The organism is Xanthomonas sp. LMG 12460 (assembly GCF_009192895.1).
Classification (GTDB): Bacteria; Pseudomonadota; Gammaproteobacteria; order Xanthomonadales; family Xanthomonadaceae; genus Xanthomonas_A; species Xanthomonas_A sontii.
This window is the reverse complement of sequence record NZ_NKUH01000024.1, coordinates 13,385-26,695: the sequence shown is the minus strand read 5'-3', so window position 1 is coordinate 26,695 and position 13,311 is coordinate 13,385. Positions and strand designations below refer to the sequence as shown.

The 13,311-nt window shown below is 70.2% G+C and carries 10 protein-coding genes; 5 read left to right on the top strand and 5 right to left on the bottom strand.

Going from position 1 to position 13,311, the window contains the following annotated elements; translation table 11 throughout:
* Nucleotides 1-17: 17 nt before the first annotated feature.
* The 3 genes from zupT to CEK66_RS05875 all read right to left on the bottom strand — a co-directional run bounded on the left by zupT (nucleotide 18) and on the right by CEK66_RS05875 (nucleotide 1,703).
* The gene (gene zupT / locus CEK66_RS05885) at nucleotides 18-839 is read right to left on the bottom strand and encodes a zinc transporter ZupT (RefSeq protein ID WP_152236259.1); all 822 of its coding nucleotides are present in this window, start codon (nucleotides 837-839) and stop codon (nucleotides 18-20) included.
* An 85-nt stretch (nucleotides 840-924) separates the two neighbouring features.
* On the bottom strand, nucleotides 925-1,356 hold the full coding sequence (locus tag CEK66_RS05880; RefSeq protein WP_152236258.1) for an energy transducer TonB: 432 nt from the start codon (nucleotides 1,354-1,356) through the stop codon (nucleotides 925-927).
* Nucleotides 1,357-1,361: 5 nt separating this feature from the next.
* The gene (locus CEK66_RS05875; protein ID WP_017910810.1) at nucleotides 1,362-1,703 is read right to left on the bottom strand and encodes a 4a-hydroxytetrahydrobiopterin dehydratase; all 342 of its coding nucleotides are present in this window, start codon (nucleotides 1,701-1,703) and stop codon (nucleotides 1,362-1,364) included.
* Between the two features lie 86 nt (nucleotides 1,704-1,789).
* Between CEK66_RS05875 and CEK66_RS05870 the strand changes: the two genes are divergently transcribed.
* Nucleotides 1,790-2,386, top strand: a complete 597-nt coding sequence (locus CEK66_RS05870) for an NfuA family Fe-S biogenesis protein (protein ID WP_017915596.1) — start codon at nucleotides 1,790-1,792, stop codon at nucleotides 2,384-2,386.
* Between the two features lie 13 nt (nucleotides 2,387-2,399).
* Nucleotides 2,400-4,106 (top strand): transmembrane repetitive protein, encoded by a 1,707-nt coding sequence (locus CEK66_RS05865; protein WP_152236257.1) that lies wholly within the window; start codon nucleotides 2,400-2,402, stop codon nucleotides 4,104-4,106.
* 407 nt (nucleotides 4,107-4,513) lie between these two features.
* Here CEK66_RS05865 and CEK66_RS05860 read toward each other — a convergent pair whose 3' ends face one another.
* Both CEK66_RS05860 and CEK66_RS05855 read right to left on the bottom strand, forming a co-directional pair.
* Nucleotides 4,514-4,975 carry a cytochrome c gene (locus CEK66_RS05860; protein ID WP_152236256.1) on the bottom strand — a complete coding sequence of 154 codons (462 nt, stop codon included), beginning with the start codon at nucleotides 4,973-4,975 and terminating at the stop codon, nucleotides 4,514-4,516.
* Nucleotides 4,976-4,982: 7 nt separating this feature from the next.
* Nucleotides 4,983-5,366 (bottom strand): cytochrome c, encoded by a 384-nt coding sequence (locus tag CEK66_RS05855; RefSeq protein WP_026143839.1) that lies wholly within the window; start codon nucleotides 5,364-5,366, stop codon nucleotides 4,983-4,985.
* A 194-nt stretch (nucleotides 5,367-5,560) separates the two neighbouring features.
* On the opposite strand from CEK66_RS05855, the gene CEK66_RS05850 reads away from it, so the two are divergent.
* Genes CEK66_RS05850 through CEK66_RS05840 form a run of 3 tightly spaced genes read left to right on the top strand, consistent with a single transcriptional unit; the run spans nucleotide 5,561 to nucleotide 13,268 of the window.
* The gene (locus CEK66_RS05850) at nucleotides 5,561-6,679 is read left to right on the top strand and encodes an efflux RND transporter periplasmic adaptor subunit (protein WP_152236255.1); all 1,119 of its coding nucleotides are present in this window, start codon (nucleotides 5,561-5,563) and stop codon (nucleotides 6,677-6,679) included.
* Nucleotides 6,679-10,185 (top strand): efflux RND transporter permease subunit, encoded by a 3,507-nt coding sequence (locus tag CEK66_RS05845; RefSeq protein WP_152236254.1) that lies wholly within the window; start codon nucleotides 6,679-6,681, stop codon nucleotides 10,183-10,185. The genes CEK66_RS05850 and CEK66_RS05845 overlap by 1 nt, the downstream gene beginning before the upstream one ends.
* Nucleotides 10,182-13,268 carry an efflux RND transporter permease subunit gene (locus CEK66_RS05840; RefSeq protein WP_152236253.1) on the top strand — a complete coding sequence of 1,029 codons (3,087 nt, stop codon included), beginning with the start codon at nucleotides 10,182-10,184 and terminating at the stop codon, nucleotides 13,266-13,268. Before CEK66_RS05845 ends, CEK66_RS05840 begins: the two co-directional genes overlap by 4 nt.
* Nucleotides 13,269-13,311 lie beyond the last annotated feature (43 nt).

The following is a 13,311-nucleotide window of genomic DNA, read 5'->3' as shown; positions in this document are numbered from 1 at the left end:
GGCGTCGGCCGCTGCCATCAGACCGGTGCGGACAGGCGGAACAGCACCAGGCTGAGCGCCAGCGTGGCCATGCCTGCGACCAGGCCGTATACCGTCTCGTGCCCCTGCGCGTAGCGCTTGGCGGCCGGCAGCAATTCGTCCAGGGCCAGGAACACCATCACCCCGGCGATCAGCCCGAACACCGCGCCGAACACCGCCTCGGACAAAAAGCGCGCCAGCGCGACGTAGCCGATCAGCGCGCCGATCGGCTCGGCCAGGCCGGACAGCAGGCTGGCGGCGAAGGCATAGGACTTGCGCCCGGTGGCGTAATGCACCGGCACCGCGATGGCGATGCCCTCGGGGATGTTGTGCACGGCGATGGCGAAGGCCAGCGGCATGCCCACCGCCGGACTCTCCAGCGTCGCGAAGAAGGTGGCCAGACCCTCCGGAAAGTTGTGCGCGGTGATCGCCACCGCGGTGAGCAGGCCGACGCGCTTGACGTAGGCGCGGTTGTCGTCGCGGAACAGCGGATCGCGGCTGTTGAGGCTTTCGTGCGGATTGGGCACCAGCCGGTCGATGGCCACGATCAGCACCATGCCGGCCAGGAACGCCAGGGTGGCATAGGCCTGGCCCAGGCGCGGATCGAAGGCATCGCTGAAGGCGGCGATCGACTTGCCGAGGATTTCGGTCAGCGACACGTACACCATCGCGCCGGCGGAGAACGCCAGGCCGAAGGCGAGCAGGCGCGGATTGGGCCCCTTGCTGAACAACACCAGCACGCTGCCCAGGCCGGTGGCCAGGCCGGCGCCGAGGGTCACGGCGAGCGCGACCAGGACATTGTGCAGCGGGATCTCCAGCATGCGCCGGCGGCTCCGAGGAAGAGGCGTCGATCAGACCCGGCGTGGTGCGGGCGTCGCGTGAAGGCGCGCGGTGCGCGCCCGTGGCTCAGCCGGCCTTGTGCGCCTGCGCGTCCAGCGCGAAGCACCGGTCCGGGCGCGGCTGCGGCGGATTGAAGTTGACCGGCACCTGGATGGTCCACGGCACCGCTTGGCCGTTGCGGGTAGCGGGATTGAAGGTCCAGCCGCGCACCGCTTCCTGCGCCGAGGCGTCGAGCTTTGCCTGGCCGCTGCCGGTGACCACGTCGACTTCGGTGGGCTTGCCCTGCACGCCGACCACCACCTTCAGCACCACGGTGCCGCCGATGCCGGCGCAGGCCACGTCGATCGGGTAGTCCGGCGGCGGTGTCTTCACCGCGGCGACCTCGGTCGGCGGCTGGGTCACGGTGTGTTGCTGGGATTGCTGGGATTGGCCGCAGGCGCTGAGCAGCACGGCGCTCAGGCAGGCCAGGGGGAGCAGATGGCGGGCGGTGGCGGTCATCGTGATCATTCCGGAAGGGCGGACGCCTTGGCGGCGCAGATGAAGTCGTTCTCGCTGAGGCCACCGACGTCGTGGGTGGAATAGCGCACCACCACGCGGTCGTAGTGCACGCCCAGGTCGGGGTGGTGGTCTTCGCGGTGCGCGATCCAGGCCAGTGCGTTGACGAAGGCCAGGGTGCGGTAATAGTCGGGGAAGCGGAAGGTGCGGCTGATCGCATTGCCGTTCTCGACCACTTCCCAGCCCGGCACCTGCGGCAGCAGTTCGGCCAGGCGCGCCTGGGTCAGTCTGTATTCGCTGCCCTTGCAGGGCGAGCAATGGGCCTGGGCGAGCGGGATCAGGTCGTTCATGGAAGGTCTCTGCGGTGCAACGGACAGGGCCGGTCAAGATACCGCCCGCGATGAGCGCAGGGCGTGGAAGGGTCTAGAATACCCGCATGATCCAGATCTCAGACAACGCACAGGCCCATTTCCGCAAGTTGCTCGAACGCGAGGCCGTGCCCGGCATGGGCGTGCGCCTGAGCGCGGTCGATGCCGGCACCCCGCGCGCCGATGCGCGGCTGGAGTTCGCCGAGCCGGCGGACCTGGCCGGCGACGAATGGGCGATCGATTGCGACGGTTTCACCCTGTACGTGGCGGCCGACAGCGTCGGCTGGCTCGACGGCGCCGAAATCGACTACGTCACCCAGGGCACCGGCCAGCAGCTCACCATCAAGGCGCCGAAGATCAAGGGCGAAGCCCCGGGCGAGGCGGCCTCGCTGGTGGAGCGGGTGCGCTGGGTGGTGGAGAACGAGGTCAATCCGCAGTTGGCCCAGCACGGCGGCCGCGTGGCGGTGCAGGAAGTCTCCGCCGACGGCGTGGTGCTGTTGCGCTTCGGCGGCGGCTGCCACGGCTGCGGCATGGCCGACGTGACCTTGAAGCAGGGCATCGAGAAGACGCTGATGGGCCGCGTGCCGGGGGTGACCGCGGTGCGCGACGCCACCGACCACGACAGCGGCAGCGCTCCCTACATCCCGCGCGATTCGGCCGCCTGACGTTTCGCTGCCGGTGACGCGCGCCGCCGACATCCTCGATGTGTTGTTGGCGCGCACGCCGCGCAAGCTGCTGCGCGATCGCCGCACCGGCCTACCGTATGCATGGGCGCACTGGATCGCGGCGCAGCCTGCGCTGCCGCGGCCGTTCGCGGCCCCCGAACTGATCGCTGCGATGCCGCCGGCGCAGCCGCCGGCGATCCTGCGCCTGCCGGCCTTGCCGCTGTGGCAGGCGTTCCGCCGGCTGTGGTGGCAGCACTGGGATCCGGCGCCGTACGACCAGCGCTGGTGGCGGCGCATCGCCGTGCTGCTCAGCCTGCTGCTGCATCTGCTGTTCGCCATCTTCCTGCTGTGGGTGGCGTTCGTGCGCTGGCTACCGCCGCTGACCGATGCGGACCAGGCTGGACGCGTGCAGGTGGAATTCGTCGGCCGCGGCACGCCCGCCGAGAGCGGCGGTGGGGCGCCGGCCGAGGCGGCCGCATCCACGGAGGCGACGTCGCCGACCCCGCCGCGTGCACAGCGCGCCGTGTCGCGTGCGCGCCCGACGCCGCCGGCCGCTGTAGCGCCCGCGCCTGCACCTGCCGCGGAGCCGGCTCCGCCGGTGCCCGCGCCGAATACGGCCAGTGCGCCACCGCCGCCGCCAGCGGAGCAGCCGCTGCAGGTGACCGAAACGCCGACGCCCACGCGCGACTTCGTACTGCTGCCGCCACCGAGCGTGCGTGTCCCGGTGCCGACACCGCGCGCGGTGGTGCCGCCCGACGTACAGGTGCCGGTGCGCGAGGTCGAAGTGGTCACCGACGTGCCGAGCGTGGCGCAACTGCGGCCGCGCGATATCGCGGTGCCGCGCCCAGTCGCACCGCAGGTACAGGTGCGCGAACGGGAAGTGCCGGCACCGCTGCCGCAGGTGCAGGTTCCCGCACCACAGCTGCGCACGCCGACGCCCACGCCGGTGTTGCGCAGTGCGGACGTGCCGCAGGTGCGGCAGATCGAAGTGCCGACGCCGAGCACCGCCACCGCGAGCGCACCCACGCCGGCACCGGCGGCTGCCCCGGCCGCAAGCCCGGACACGACGCCGGCGAGCGCGCAGACCCCGCAGCCGGCGCCGGCCGGCGCTGCGGCCAGTGCGACTGCCAAGCCGACTGCGCCCGCGGCCGGCACCGCGCCGCCCGGCAGCCAGGCCGCGAGCCCGGGCAGCGGTCCGGCGCCGGTCGCACGTGACGGCGGCTGGGCCACGCCGCAGCGCGGCGACGACTGGGGTGCGGCCGCACGCAACCGCCCCGGCGATGCCGGTGCCGGCGCCAGCAAGGGCGGCGGCCTGTTCAATGCCGACGGCAGCGTGCGCCTGGCCGATGGCCGCGGCAAGGACCAGGCACCGGCGCGCAGCGCACCCGGCTCCGAGACCGACACCTGGACGCGCGAGCGCATCGAAAAGGCCGGCGAGTGGCTCAAACGTCCGCCGTACGACTACACGCCGACTTCGTTCGACAAGTACTGGCTGCCGAACGCGACGCTGCTGGAAGAGTGGGTGCGGCGCGGCATCAAGTCGGTGAAGATCCCGATTCCGGGCACCACCAGCAGCATTTCCTGTGTGGTCTCGATCCTGCAGGTGGGCGGCGGCTGCAGCATCACCGACCCCAATCTCAACGAGCAGCCGGCTGGCGCGCGGCCGCCGCCGAACGTGCCGTTCAAACGCGAGCTGCAGGAAGACAACGGCAGTCGCTGAGTGGCGGGGTACCCGCCCGCTCACACATGCGGGCGCCGCACATCACCAGCTGCGGCACACGCGGACCGGGTGCGGTTTGGTCCAAGTGGATGGCTTCAGGTAGCACGGCGTTGCCTGCGAGGGCTCATCGCGGCTGAAAGGCAGCACCAAACAACCCGTCGCGCACGACGTGCTGTTTCGTAAGAGCGGCTGAAGCCGCTCTTGCGTGTGTGCCTCACGTCGTTGGATAGGGTCGAAGCGACACCGGATCGCGCACCACGCGAAAGTGGCGGCGAGCTGGTCACGCGTCGACGGTGTCGCATCCGGAGCGCGCGCTGTGCGCAGTCCCGTCGCCGCTGCTCGGCGTAGCCTGGTGCAGGCGGCCACGCGCGTCACACGGCGTGCGTGGTGCCCTGCGCGTAAGGCGCTCAGTTCACGCCGTGCAAATCGCGCAACTGGCTGCTGCGCGAGCCGAAGTAGGCGGCCAGGTCGGCGATGTCCTGGTCGCTCAGCTGCGCTGCCTGCGGGCTCATCAGCGGATGCGTGCGGGTGCCGCCGCGGTAGGCCTGCAGCGCGTGCGCGAGGTAGTCGCCGTACTGGCCGCCGAGCTTGGGATAGGTCGGGTCGATCGGCGCGTTGCCGTTGGCGCCGTGGCAGTCGATGCAGCTCTGCCCGGTGGCCTTGCCCTTGGCGTGGGCCAGCTTGTCGCCGGCGTCGATGCGCCCGCCGGGCAGGCCGGCGGAGGAGCCGGAACCGTGCTCGCCGCTGGCGTGGCCGGGGTCGCCGGCGGATTTGCTGGTGGATTCCACCTGCGATTGCGAACAGGCCCCCAGGCACAGGGCGGCAAGCAGGACGAGGGCGGGACGCAAGGCGTGCGCGGCGTTCGGCATGGGAGGCCTACTTGAGGGTGGACAGGAAAGCGGCGATGTCGGCGATCTCCTGGTCGGAGAAGCTTTCCGCCTGGGCCTGCATGGTCGGATGCTTGCGCTTGCCGAGCCGGTATTCGGTCAGCGCCTGGGTCAGGTACTGCGCCGACTGCCCGCCGATCTTGGGGATGCGGTAGCTGGGATAGGCGTTCTTGTAGCCGGTGACGCCGTGGCAGCCCTGGCAGGTGTAGGTGAGCACCCGGCCGTTGGCCGCGTTGCCCTGAACAGGCGCGGGTGCCGCGGCTGCGGCGGCGGGAGCGGCGGGCGCCGGCGCGGTCTGCGCCATCGCCGGGGCGGCCCCAACAGAAACGAGTACGGCCAGAGCAAAACAAGCGGCTAGCGGCTGCGTGCGCATGGTTTCGTGGTCCGGAGGACGGATTGGGGTTCCGGCGTGGGGGAACACGGAACGGCCCGAGTATAGCCTCACCTTTCGCGGCTCCGAAACTGGCGGCGGTGGGCGACCCGTGACCTTTGGGGCATTCGGCACGACGTCGATTGGTGATCTACTTATCTACAACACCATTCACGCCATCCACCAAGGACACGACGATGACGCGACCGCTCACGCGCCGCACTGCCACTTGCGCTGCCGCGCTGTTGGTCACCACCACGCTGCTGCTCGGCGGCTGCAAGCCAGCGGCGGAGGCCAAGGCCAAGGCCGCCGACAGCGAAAAGGCGCCGGAGGCGGTGCCGGTGGAGGTGGCGGCGGCCAGCCGCCGTGCGGTGGCGGCCAGCTACAGCGGCACGGCGGCGCTGGAGGCGCGCGCCGAATCGCAGGTGGTGGCCAAGACCTCCGGCGTGGCCCTGGCGGTGCTGGCCGAGGAAGGCCAGCAGGTGCGCGCCGGGCAGCCGCTGGTGCGGCTGGACCCCGACCGCGCGCGGCTGGCGCTGGCGCAGAGCGAGGCGCAACTGCGCAAGCTGGAGAACAACTACCGCCGCTCGCAGCAGCTGGTGGGCCAGCAACTGGTCAGCGCCGCCGACGTCGACCAGATCAAGTACGACCTGGCCAACGTGCGCGCGCAACACCAGTTGGCGGCGCTGGAACTGTCCTATGCCACGGTGGTGGCGCCGATCTCCGGAGTGATCGCCTCGCGCTCGATCAAGACCGGCAACTTCGTGCAGATCAATACGCCGATCTTCCGCATCGTCGACGATTCGCGGCTGGAGGCCACGCTCAACGTGCCCGAGCGCGAACTGGCCACGCTCAAGACCGGGCAGCCGGTGACCCTGCTGGCCGACGCGCTGCCGGGCAAGCAGTTCCGCGGCCGAGTCGACCGCATCGCGCCAGTGGTGGATGCCGGCAGCGGTACCTTCCGCGTGGTCTGCGCCTTCGACGAAGGGGCGGAGGCGCTGCAGCCCGGCATGTTCGGCCGCATCCGCATCGATTACGACCAGCGCGCCGATGCGCTGGTGGTGCCGCGGCTGGCGCTGCTCGACGACGGCGAGCCGGCGGTGTTCCGCGTGGTCGCCGGCAAGGTCGCACGGGTGCCGGTGACCCTGGGCTATGCCGAAGGGCCGTGGGTGGAGATTCGTCAGGGCCTGCAGGCCGGCGACCAGGTGGTCACCGCCGGCAAGGTCGCGCTGCGCGACGGCAGCCGCGTGCAGGTGATCGCGCCGCAGCGCGAGGTGGCCGAAGCCGCCCCGGCCACCACCGCCGGAGCGCGCTGATGCACGGCGCCGATTCCGACGCGCACGCACCGCCTGCGCCCGCCGCCGCGCACGGTGGCGGCCTGGTCGAATTCGCCACCCGCCGCCGCGTGACCATCGCGATGATCACGCTGACCATGCTGCTGTTCGGCGCGATCGCGCTGCACGGGCTCAAGGTCAACCTGCTGCCGGACCTGAGCTATCCGACCCTGACCGTGCGCACCGAGTACGCCGGCGCCGCGCCGTCGGAGATCGAGACGCTGGTGACCGAGCCGGTGGAGGAAGCCGTCGGCGTGGTCAAGAACCTGCGCAAGCTCAAGTCGGTCTCGCGCACCGGACAGAGCGACGTGGTGCTGGAGTTCGCCTGGGGCACCAACATGGACCAGGCCAGCCTGGAGGTGCGCGACAAGATGGAGGCGCTGTCGCTGCCGCTGGAGGCCAAGGCGCCGGTGCTGCTGCGCTTCAATCCCTCCACCCAACCGATCATGCGCCTGGTGCTGTCGAGCAAGACCGCCGCGCACACCGACGCCGAGGCGGTGCGCGCGCTGACCCAGTTGCGTCGCTACGCCGACGAGGACCTGAAGAAGAAGCTGGAGCCGGTGGCGGGCGTGGCCGCGGTCAAGGTCGGCGGTGGGCTGGAGGACGAGATCCAGGTCGACATCGACCAGCAGCGGCTGGCGCAGCTCAACATGCCGATCGACACGGTGATCGCGCGGCTCAAGGACGAGAACGTCAATCTCTCCGGCGGACGCCTGGAGCAGGGGACGCAGCGCTACCTGGTGCGCACGGTCAACCAGTTCGCCGACCTGGACGAGATTCGCAACCTGTTGCTGACCACCCAGGGCGCCGGCGGCAACGCGGCCGACGCGGCCCTGCAGCAGATGTATGCGATCGCCGCCTCCACCGGCTCGGAAGCCGCGATTGCGGCGGCGTCGGCGGCGCAGAGCGCGACCTCCAGCACCACCACCACCGTCGCTGGCGGCATGCCGATCCGGCTCAAGGACGTGGCGCAGGTGCGGCAGGGCTACAAGGAGCGCGAGGCGATCATCCGCCTGGGCGGCAAGGAGGCGGTGGAACTGGCCATCTACAAGGAGGGCGACGCCAACACCGTGGCCACCGCGGCGGCGCTGCGCAAGCGCCTGGAACAACTGCAGGCGCAGATTCCCGCCGACGCCGAACTGACCACGCTGGAGGACCAGTCGCGCTTCATCGAACACGCCATCGGCGACGTCAAGAAGGATGCGGTGATCGGCGGCCTGCTGGCGATCCTGATCATCTTCCTGTTCCTGCGCGATGGGTGGAGCACGTTCGTGATCGGGCTGTCGCTGCCGGTGTCGATCGTGACCACGTTCTTCTTCATGGACCGGCTCGGCCTGAGCCTCAACGTGATGTCGCTGGGCGGCCTGGCGTTGGCGACTGGCCTGGTGGTGGACGACTCGATCGTGGTGCTGGAAAGCATCGCCAAGGCGCGCGAGCGCGGTCTGAGCGTGCTGGATGCGGCGATCGTCGGCACCCGCGAGGTGGGCATGGCGGTGGTCGCCTCGACCCTGACCACGATCGCGGTGTTCCTGCCGCTGGTGTTCGTGGAGGGCGTGGCCGGGCAACTGTTCCGCGACCAGGCGTTGACCGTGGCGATCGCCATCGCGATCTCGCTGGTGGTGTCGATGACCCTGATCCCGATGCTCAGCTCGCTGAAGGGCCGTGCGCCGCTGGCGTTCCCGGTCGAACCGGCGCCGCCGCACTGGCAGCCGCGGCGCGGCTGGCTGAAGCCGCTGGCCTGGAGCCGGCGCGGCGCAGGTGCGGCGGTGCGTGGGGTGTTCTTTGGCGTGGCCTGGTTGGTCGTGCGGCTGTGGCGCGGTGCGGTGGCGGTGGTCGCGCCGGTGATGCGCAAGGCCAGCGATGTGGCGATGGCGCCGTATGCGCTGGCCGAGCGCGGCTATCTGCGGCTGCTGCCGGGCGCGTTGGCGCGTCCGGGCTGGGTGCTGGGGCTGGCGGCGCTGGCCTTCGCCGCGACCCTGGCGGTGGCGCCGCTGCTGGGCGCCGACCTGATCCCGCAGTTGGCGCAGGACCGCTTCGAGATGACGGTGAAGCTGCCGGCCGGCACGCCGCTGCGGCAGACCGATGCGCTGGTGCGCGAACTGCAGGAGGTGCACGGCAAGGACGCGGGCGTGCAGGCGCTGTACGGGGTCAGCGGCAGCGGCACCCGGCTCGACGCCAACCCCACCGAGAGCGGCGAGAACATCGGCAAGCTGACCATCGCCATGGCCGGCGGCGGCAGCGCGCAGTTCGAGGCGCAGCAGAGCGAGCGCATGCGCGCGACGATGCGCAACCATCCGGGCGTGCAGGTCGGTTTCAGCCGGCCGGAGCTGTTCAGTTTCTCCACGCCGCTGGAGATCGAACTGCGCGGCCAGGATCTGCAGACCATCCAGCACGCCGGGCAGAAGCTGGCGGCGCTGCTGCGCGGCAACGGCCACTTCGCCGACGTCAAATCCACGGTGGAGGAGGGCTTTCCGGAGATCCAGATCCGCTTCGACCAGGAACGTGCCGGTGCGTTGGGACTGACCACCCGGCAGATCGCCGACGTGGTGGTGAAGAAGGTGCGCGGCGACGTCGCCACCCGCTACAGCTTCCGCGACCGCAAGATCGACGTGCTGGTGCGCGCGCAGCAGAGCGACCGCGCCAGCGTCGACAGCATCCGCCGGCTGATCGTCAACCCGGGCAGCAGCCGGCCGGTGACGCTGGACGCGGTCGCCGACGTGGTCGCCACCACCGGTCCCAGCGAGATCCACCGCGCCGACCAGATCCGCGTGGCGATCGTCTCGGCCAATCTGCGCGACATCGACCTGGGCACGGCGGTGCGCGAGGTGCGTGAGATGGTGGCGCGCGATCCGCTCGGCGCCGGCGTCGGCATGCACATCGGCGGGCAGGGCGAGGAACTGGCGCAGTCGGCGCGCTCGCTGCTGTTCGCGTTCGGCCTGGCGGTGTTCCTGGTGTACCTGGTGATGGCCTCGCAGTTCGAGTCGCTGCTGCATCCGTTCGTCATCCTGTTCACCATCCCGCTGGCACTGGTCGGCGCGGTGCTGGCGCTGCTGCTGACCGGCAAGCCGGTGTCGGTGGTGGTGTTCATCGGCCTGATCCTGCTGGTGGGCCTGGTGACCAAGAACGCGATCATCCTGATCGACAAGGTCAACCAGTTGCGCGAGGAGGGCGTGGCCAAGCGCGCCGCGCTGATCGAAGGCGCACGCTCGCGGTTGCGGCCGATCGTGATGACCACGCTGTGCACGCTGTTCGGTTTCCTGCCGCTGGCGATCGCCAGCGGCGAGGGCGCCGAGGTGCGCGCGCCGATGGCGATCACCGTGATCGGCGGACTGCTGGTGTCCACGTTGCTGACCCTGCTGGTGATCCCGGTGGTCTACGACCGCCTGGACCGCCGCGCCGACGCGTACTACGCCGAACGCGGGCGGCGTGCGCGGCAACGTGAAAACGGCGAGCAGCGCCTGCAGGACGGCGAGGGCGCGCCGGCATGAGCGTCGCCGAGTTCAGCATCCGCCGTCCGGTCACCACCATCATGTGCTTCGTCTCGCTGGTGGTGGTCGGGCTGATCGCCGCCTTCCGCCTGCCGCTGGAGGCCTTGCCGGACATCTCCGCGCCGTTCCTGTTCGTGCAGCTGCCGTACACCGGCTCGACCCCGGACGAGGTCGAGCGCAACCTGGTGCGGCCGACCGAGGAAGCGCTGGCGACGATGACCGGGATCAAGCGCATGCGCTCGACCGCCACCGCCGACGGCGCCAACATCTTCATCGAGTTCTCCGACTGGGACCGCGACATCGCCATCGCCGCCTCCGATGCGCGCGAGCGTATCGACGCGATCCGCGCCGACCTGCCGGCCGACCTGCGGCGCTACAACGTGTTCAAGTGGTCCAGCAGCGACCAGCCGGTACTGAAGGTGCGCCTGGCCGGCGCAGCCGACCTGACCGGCGCGTACGACATGCTCGATCGCGAGTTCAAGCGTCGCCTGGAGCGCATTCCCGGGGTGGCCAAGGTGTCGGTGTCCGGCGCGCCACCGAACGAGGTCGAGATCGCCATCGCCCCGGACCGGCTCAGCGCGCACAACCTCAGCCTCAACCAGCTCAGCGAGCGTCTGGGCAAGCTCAACTTCTCGCTGTCGGCCGGGCAGATCGACGACAACGGCCAGCGCCTGCGGGTGCAGCCGGTCGGCGAACTGCGCGACCTGCAGGAGCTGCGCGACCTGGTCATCGACGCCAAGGGCCTGCGCCTGGGCGACATCGCCGAGGTGCGGCTGAAGCCGACCCGGATGAGCTACGGCCGGCGCCTGGACGGGCGCCCGGCGGTGGGTCTGGACGTGTTCAAGGAGCGCAGCGCGAATCTGGTCGAGGTCTCGCGCGCGGTGCTGGCCGAGGTCGAGCAGATCCGCAAGCAGCCGGCGCTGAGCGACGTGCAGATCAAGGTCATCGACAACCAGGGCAAGGCGGTGACCTCGTCGCTGGCGGAGCTGGCCGAAGCCGGCGCGGTCGGCCTGCTGCTGTCGGTGACGGTGTTGTTCTTCTTCCTGCGGCACTGGCCGTCGACCCTGATGGTGACCCTGGCGATCCCGATCTGCTTCGCCATCACCCTGGGCTTCATGTATTTCGCCGGGGTCACCCTCAACATCCTGACCATGATGGGCCTGCTGCTGGCGGTGGGCATGCTGGTGGACAACGCGGTGGTGGTGGTGGAGAGCATCTACCAGGAGCGCGAGCGCATGCCCGACCAGCCGCAGCGCGCCTCCATCCTCGGCACCCGCAACGTCGCCATCGCGCTGTCGGCCGGCACCCTGTGCCACTGCATCGTGTTCCTGCCGAACCTGTTCGGCGAGACCAACAACATCAGCATTTTCATGTCGCAGATCGCCATCACCATCTCGGTGTCGCTGCTGGCGTCGTGGCTGGTGGCGGTGAGCCTGATCCCGATGCTGTCGGCGCGCATGCGCACCCCGGCGCTGCTGCATTCCCCACACGGGCTGATCCCGCGCCTGCAGCGCCGCTACGCGCGGGTGCTGGCCTGGTCGCTGGCGCACCGTGGCTGGAGCGTGTGCGCGATCGTGCTGATCAGCGCGCTGAGCGTGATCCCGATGCTGCAGACCAAGAAGGACATGTTCGGCGGCGACGGCGGCGAGCAGGTCTTTATCGGCTACCAGTGGAAGGGCGCCTACACGCGCGAGCAGATGGCCGAGGAAGTGACCCGGCTGGAACGCTTCATCGACGCGCGCCGCGCGCAATACCACGTGACCCAGGTGTATTCCTGGTTCAGCGAGGAGGAGGGCAGCAGCACCACGCTCACCGTCGATCTGAAGCAGGTCCGCGACCTGCCGGCACTGATGGAACGCATCCGCAAGGAACTGCCGCGCTCGGCGCGGGTGGATTTCCACGTCGGCAACAGCAACGGCGGCGATGGCGGCAACGGCGGCGGGCAGACCGTGCAGGTGCAATTGGTCGGCGATTCCACCGAGGCGCTGCGCGCGCTCGCCGACGACGTGGTGCCGCTGCTGGCGCGGCGCAAGGAGCTGCGCGACGTGCGCGTGGACAGCGGCGATCGCAGCGCCGAACTGGCGGTGCGGGTGGACCGCGAGCGCGCCGCCGCGTTCGGCTTCAGCGCCGAGCAGGTCGCCAGCTTCGTTGGCTTGGCGCTGCGCGGCGCGTCGCTGCGCGAGTTCCGCCACGGCGACAACGAGGTGCCGGTGTGGGTGCGCTTCGCCGGTGCCGAGCAGACCTCGCCGGAAGACCTGGACAGCTTCAACGTGCGCACCCAGGACGGGCGCAGCGTGCCCTTGCTGAGCCTGGTCGAGACGCAGCCGCGTGCCGCCGCGACCCAGATCGCCCGCACCAACCGGCAGACCACGCTGACCATCACCGCCAACCTCGGCGCCAAGGTCACCGCGCCGGAGGCCAAGCGGGCGATCGAGGACACCCTCAACGCAGTCAGCTTTCCGGTCGGCTACCGCTACAGCTTCGACGGCGCGGACGGCCAGGACGACGACCAGGCCAGCAAGCAGATGCTGTTCAACCTGCTGATCGCGTTGGTGATGATCTACGTGGTCATGGCCGCGATGTTCGAATCGCTGCTGTTTCCCGTGGCGATCATGAGCGGCGTGCTGTTCTCGGTGTTCGGCGTGTTCTGGCTGTTCTGGATCACCGGCACCAGCTTCGGGATCATGGCCTTCATCGGCATCCTGGTGCTGATGGGCGTGGTGGTGAACAACGGCATCGTGATGATCGAGCACATCAACAATCTGCGCCGGCGCGGCCTGGGCCGCACCGAGGCGCTGATCGAAGGCTCGCGCGAGCGCCTTCGCCCGATCATGATGACCATGGGCACGGCGATCCTGGCGATGGTGCCGATCTCGCTGACCACCACGCAGATGTTCGGCGACGGCCCGGCCTACTACCCGATGGCGCGCGCCATCGCCGGCGGCCTGGCGTTCTCGACCGTGGTCAGCCTGCTGTTCCTGCCGACCATCTACGCGATCCTGGACGATCTGAGCAACGGCGTGGCCAACCTGGTGCGGCGTGCGCGTGGGCGTCGCGGCATGGCTGCGCAGATGGTGTCCTGATCCGGAGGCTTCAGACGACCTGTGGGAGGGGCTTCAGCCCCGA

What these genes read in the sequence shown, in the direction of transcription:
- zupT (WP_152236259.1), bottom strand. Translation starts at nt 839, where the DNA reads ATGCTGGAGATCCCGCTGCACAATGTCCTGGTCGCGCTCGCCGTGACC.
- CEK66_RS05880 (WP_152236258.1), bottom strand. Translation starts at nt 1,356, where the DNA reads ATGACCGCCACCGCCCGCCATCTGCTCCCCCTGGCCTGCCTGAGCGCC.
- CEK66_RS05875 (WP_017910810.1), bottom strand. Translation starts at nt 1,703, where the DNA reads ATGAACGACCTGATCCCGCTCGCCCAGGCCCATTGCTCGCCCTGCAAG.
- CEK66_RS05870 (WP_017915596.1), top strand. Translation starts at nt 1,790, where the DNA reads ATGATCCAGATCTCAGACAACGCACAGGCCCATTTCCGCAAGTTGCTC.
- CEK66_RS05860 (WP_152236256.1), bottom strand. Translation starts at nt 4,975, where the DNA reads ATGCCGAACGCCGCGCACGCCTTGCGTCCCGCCCTCGTCCTGCTTGCC.
- CEK66_RS05855 (WP_026143839.1), bottom strand. Translation starts at nt 5,366, where the DNA reads ATGCGCACGCAGCCGCTAGCCGCTTGTTTTGCTCTGGCCGTACTCGTT.
- CEK66_RS05850 (WP_152236255.1), top strand. Translation starts at nt 5,561, where the DNA reads ATGACGCGACCGCTCACGCGCCGCACTGCCACTTGCGCTGCCGCGCTG.
- CEK66_RS05845 (WP_152236254.1), top strand. Translation starts at nt 6,679, where the DNA reads ATGCACGGCGCCGATTCCGACGCGCACGCACCGCCTGCGCCCGCCGCC.
- CEK66_RS05840 (WP_152236253.1), top strand. Translation starts at nt 10,182, where the DNA reads ATGAGCGTCGCCGAGTTCAGCATCCGCCGTCCGGTCACCACCATCATG.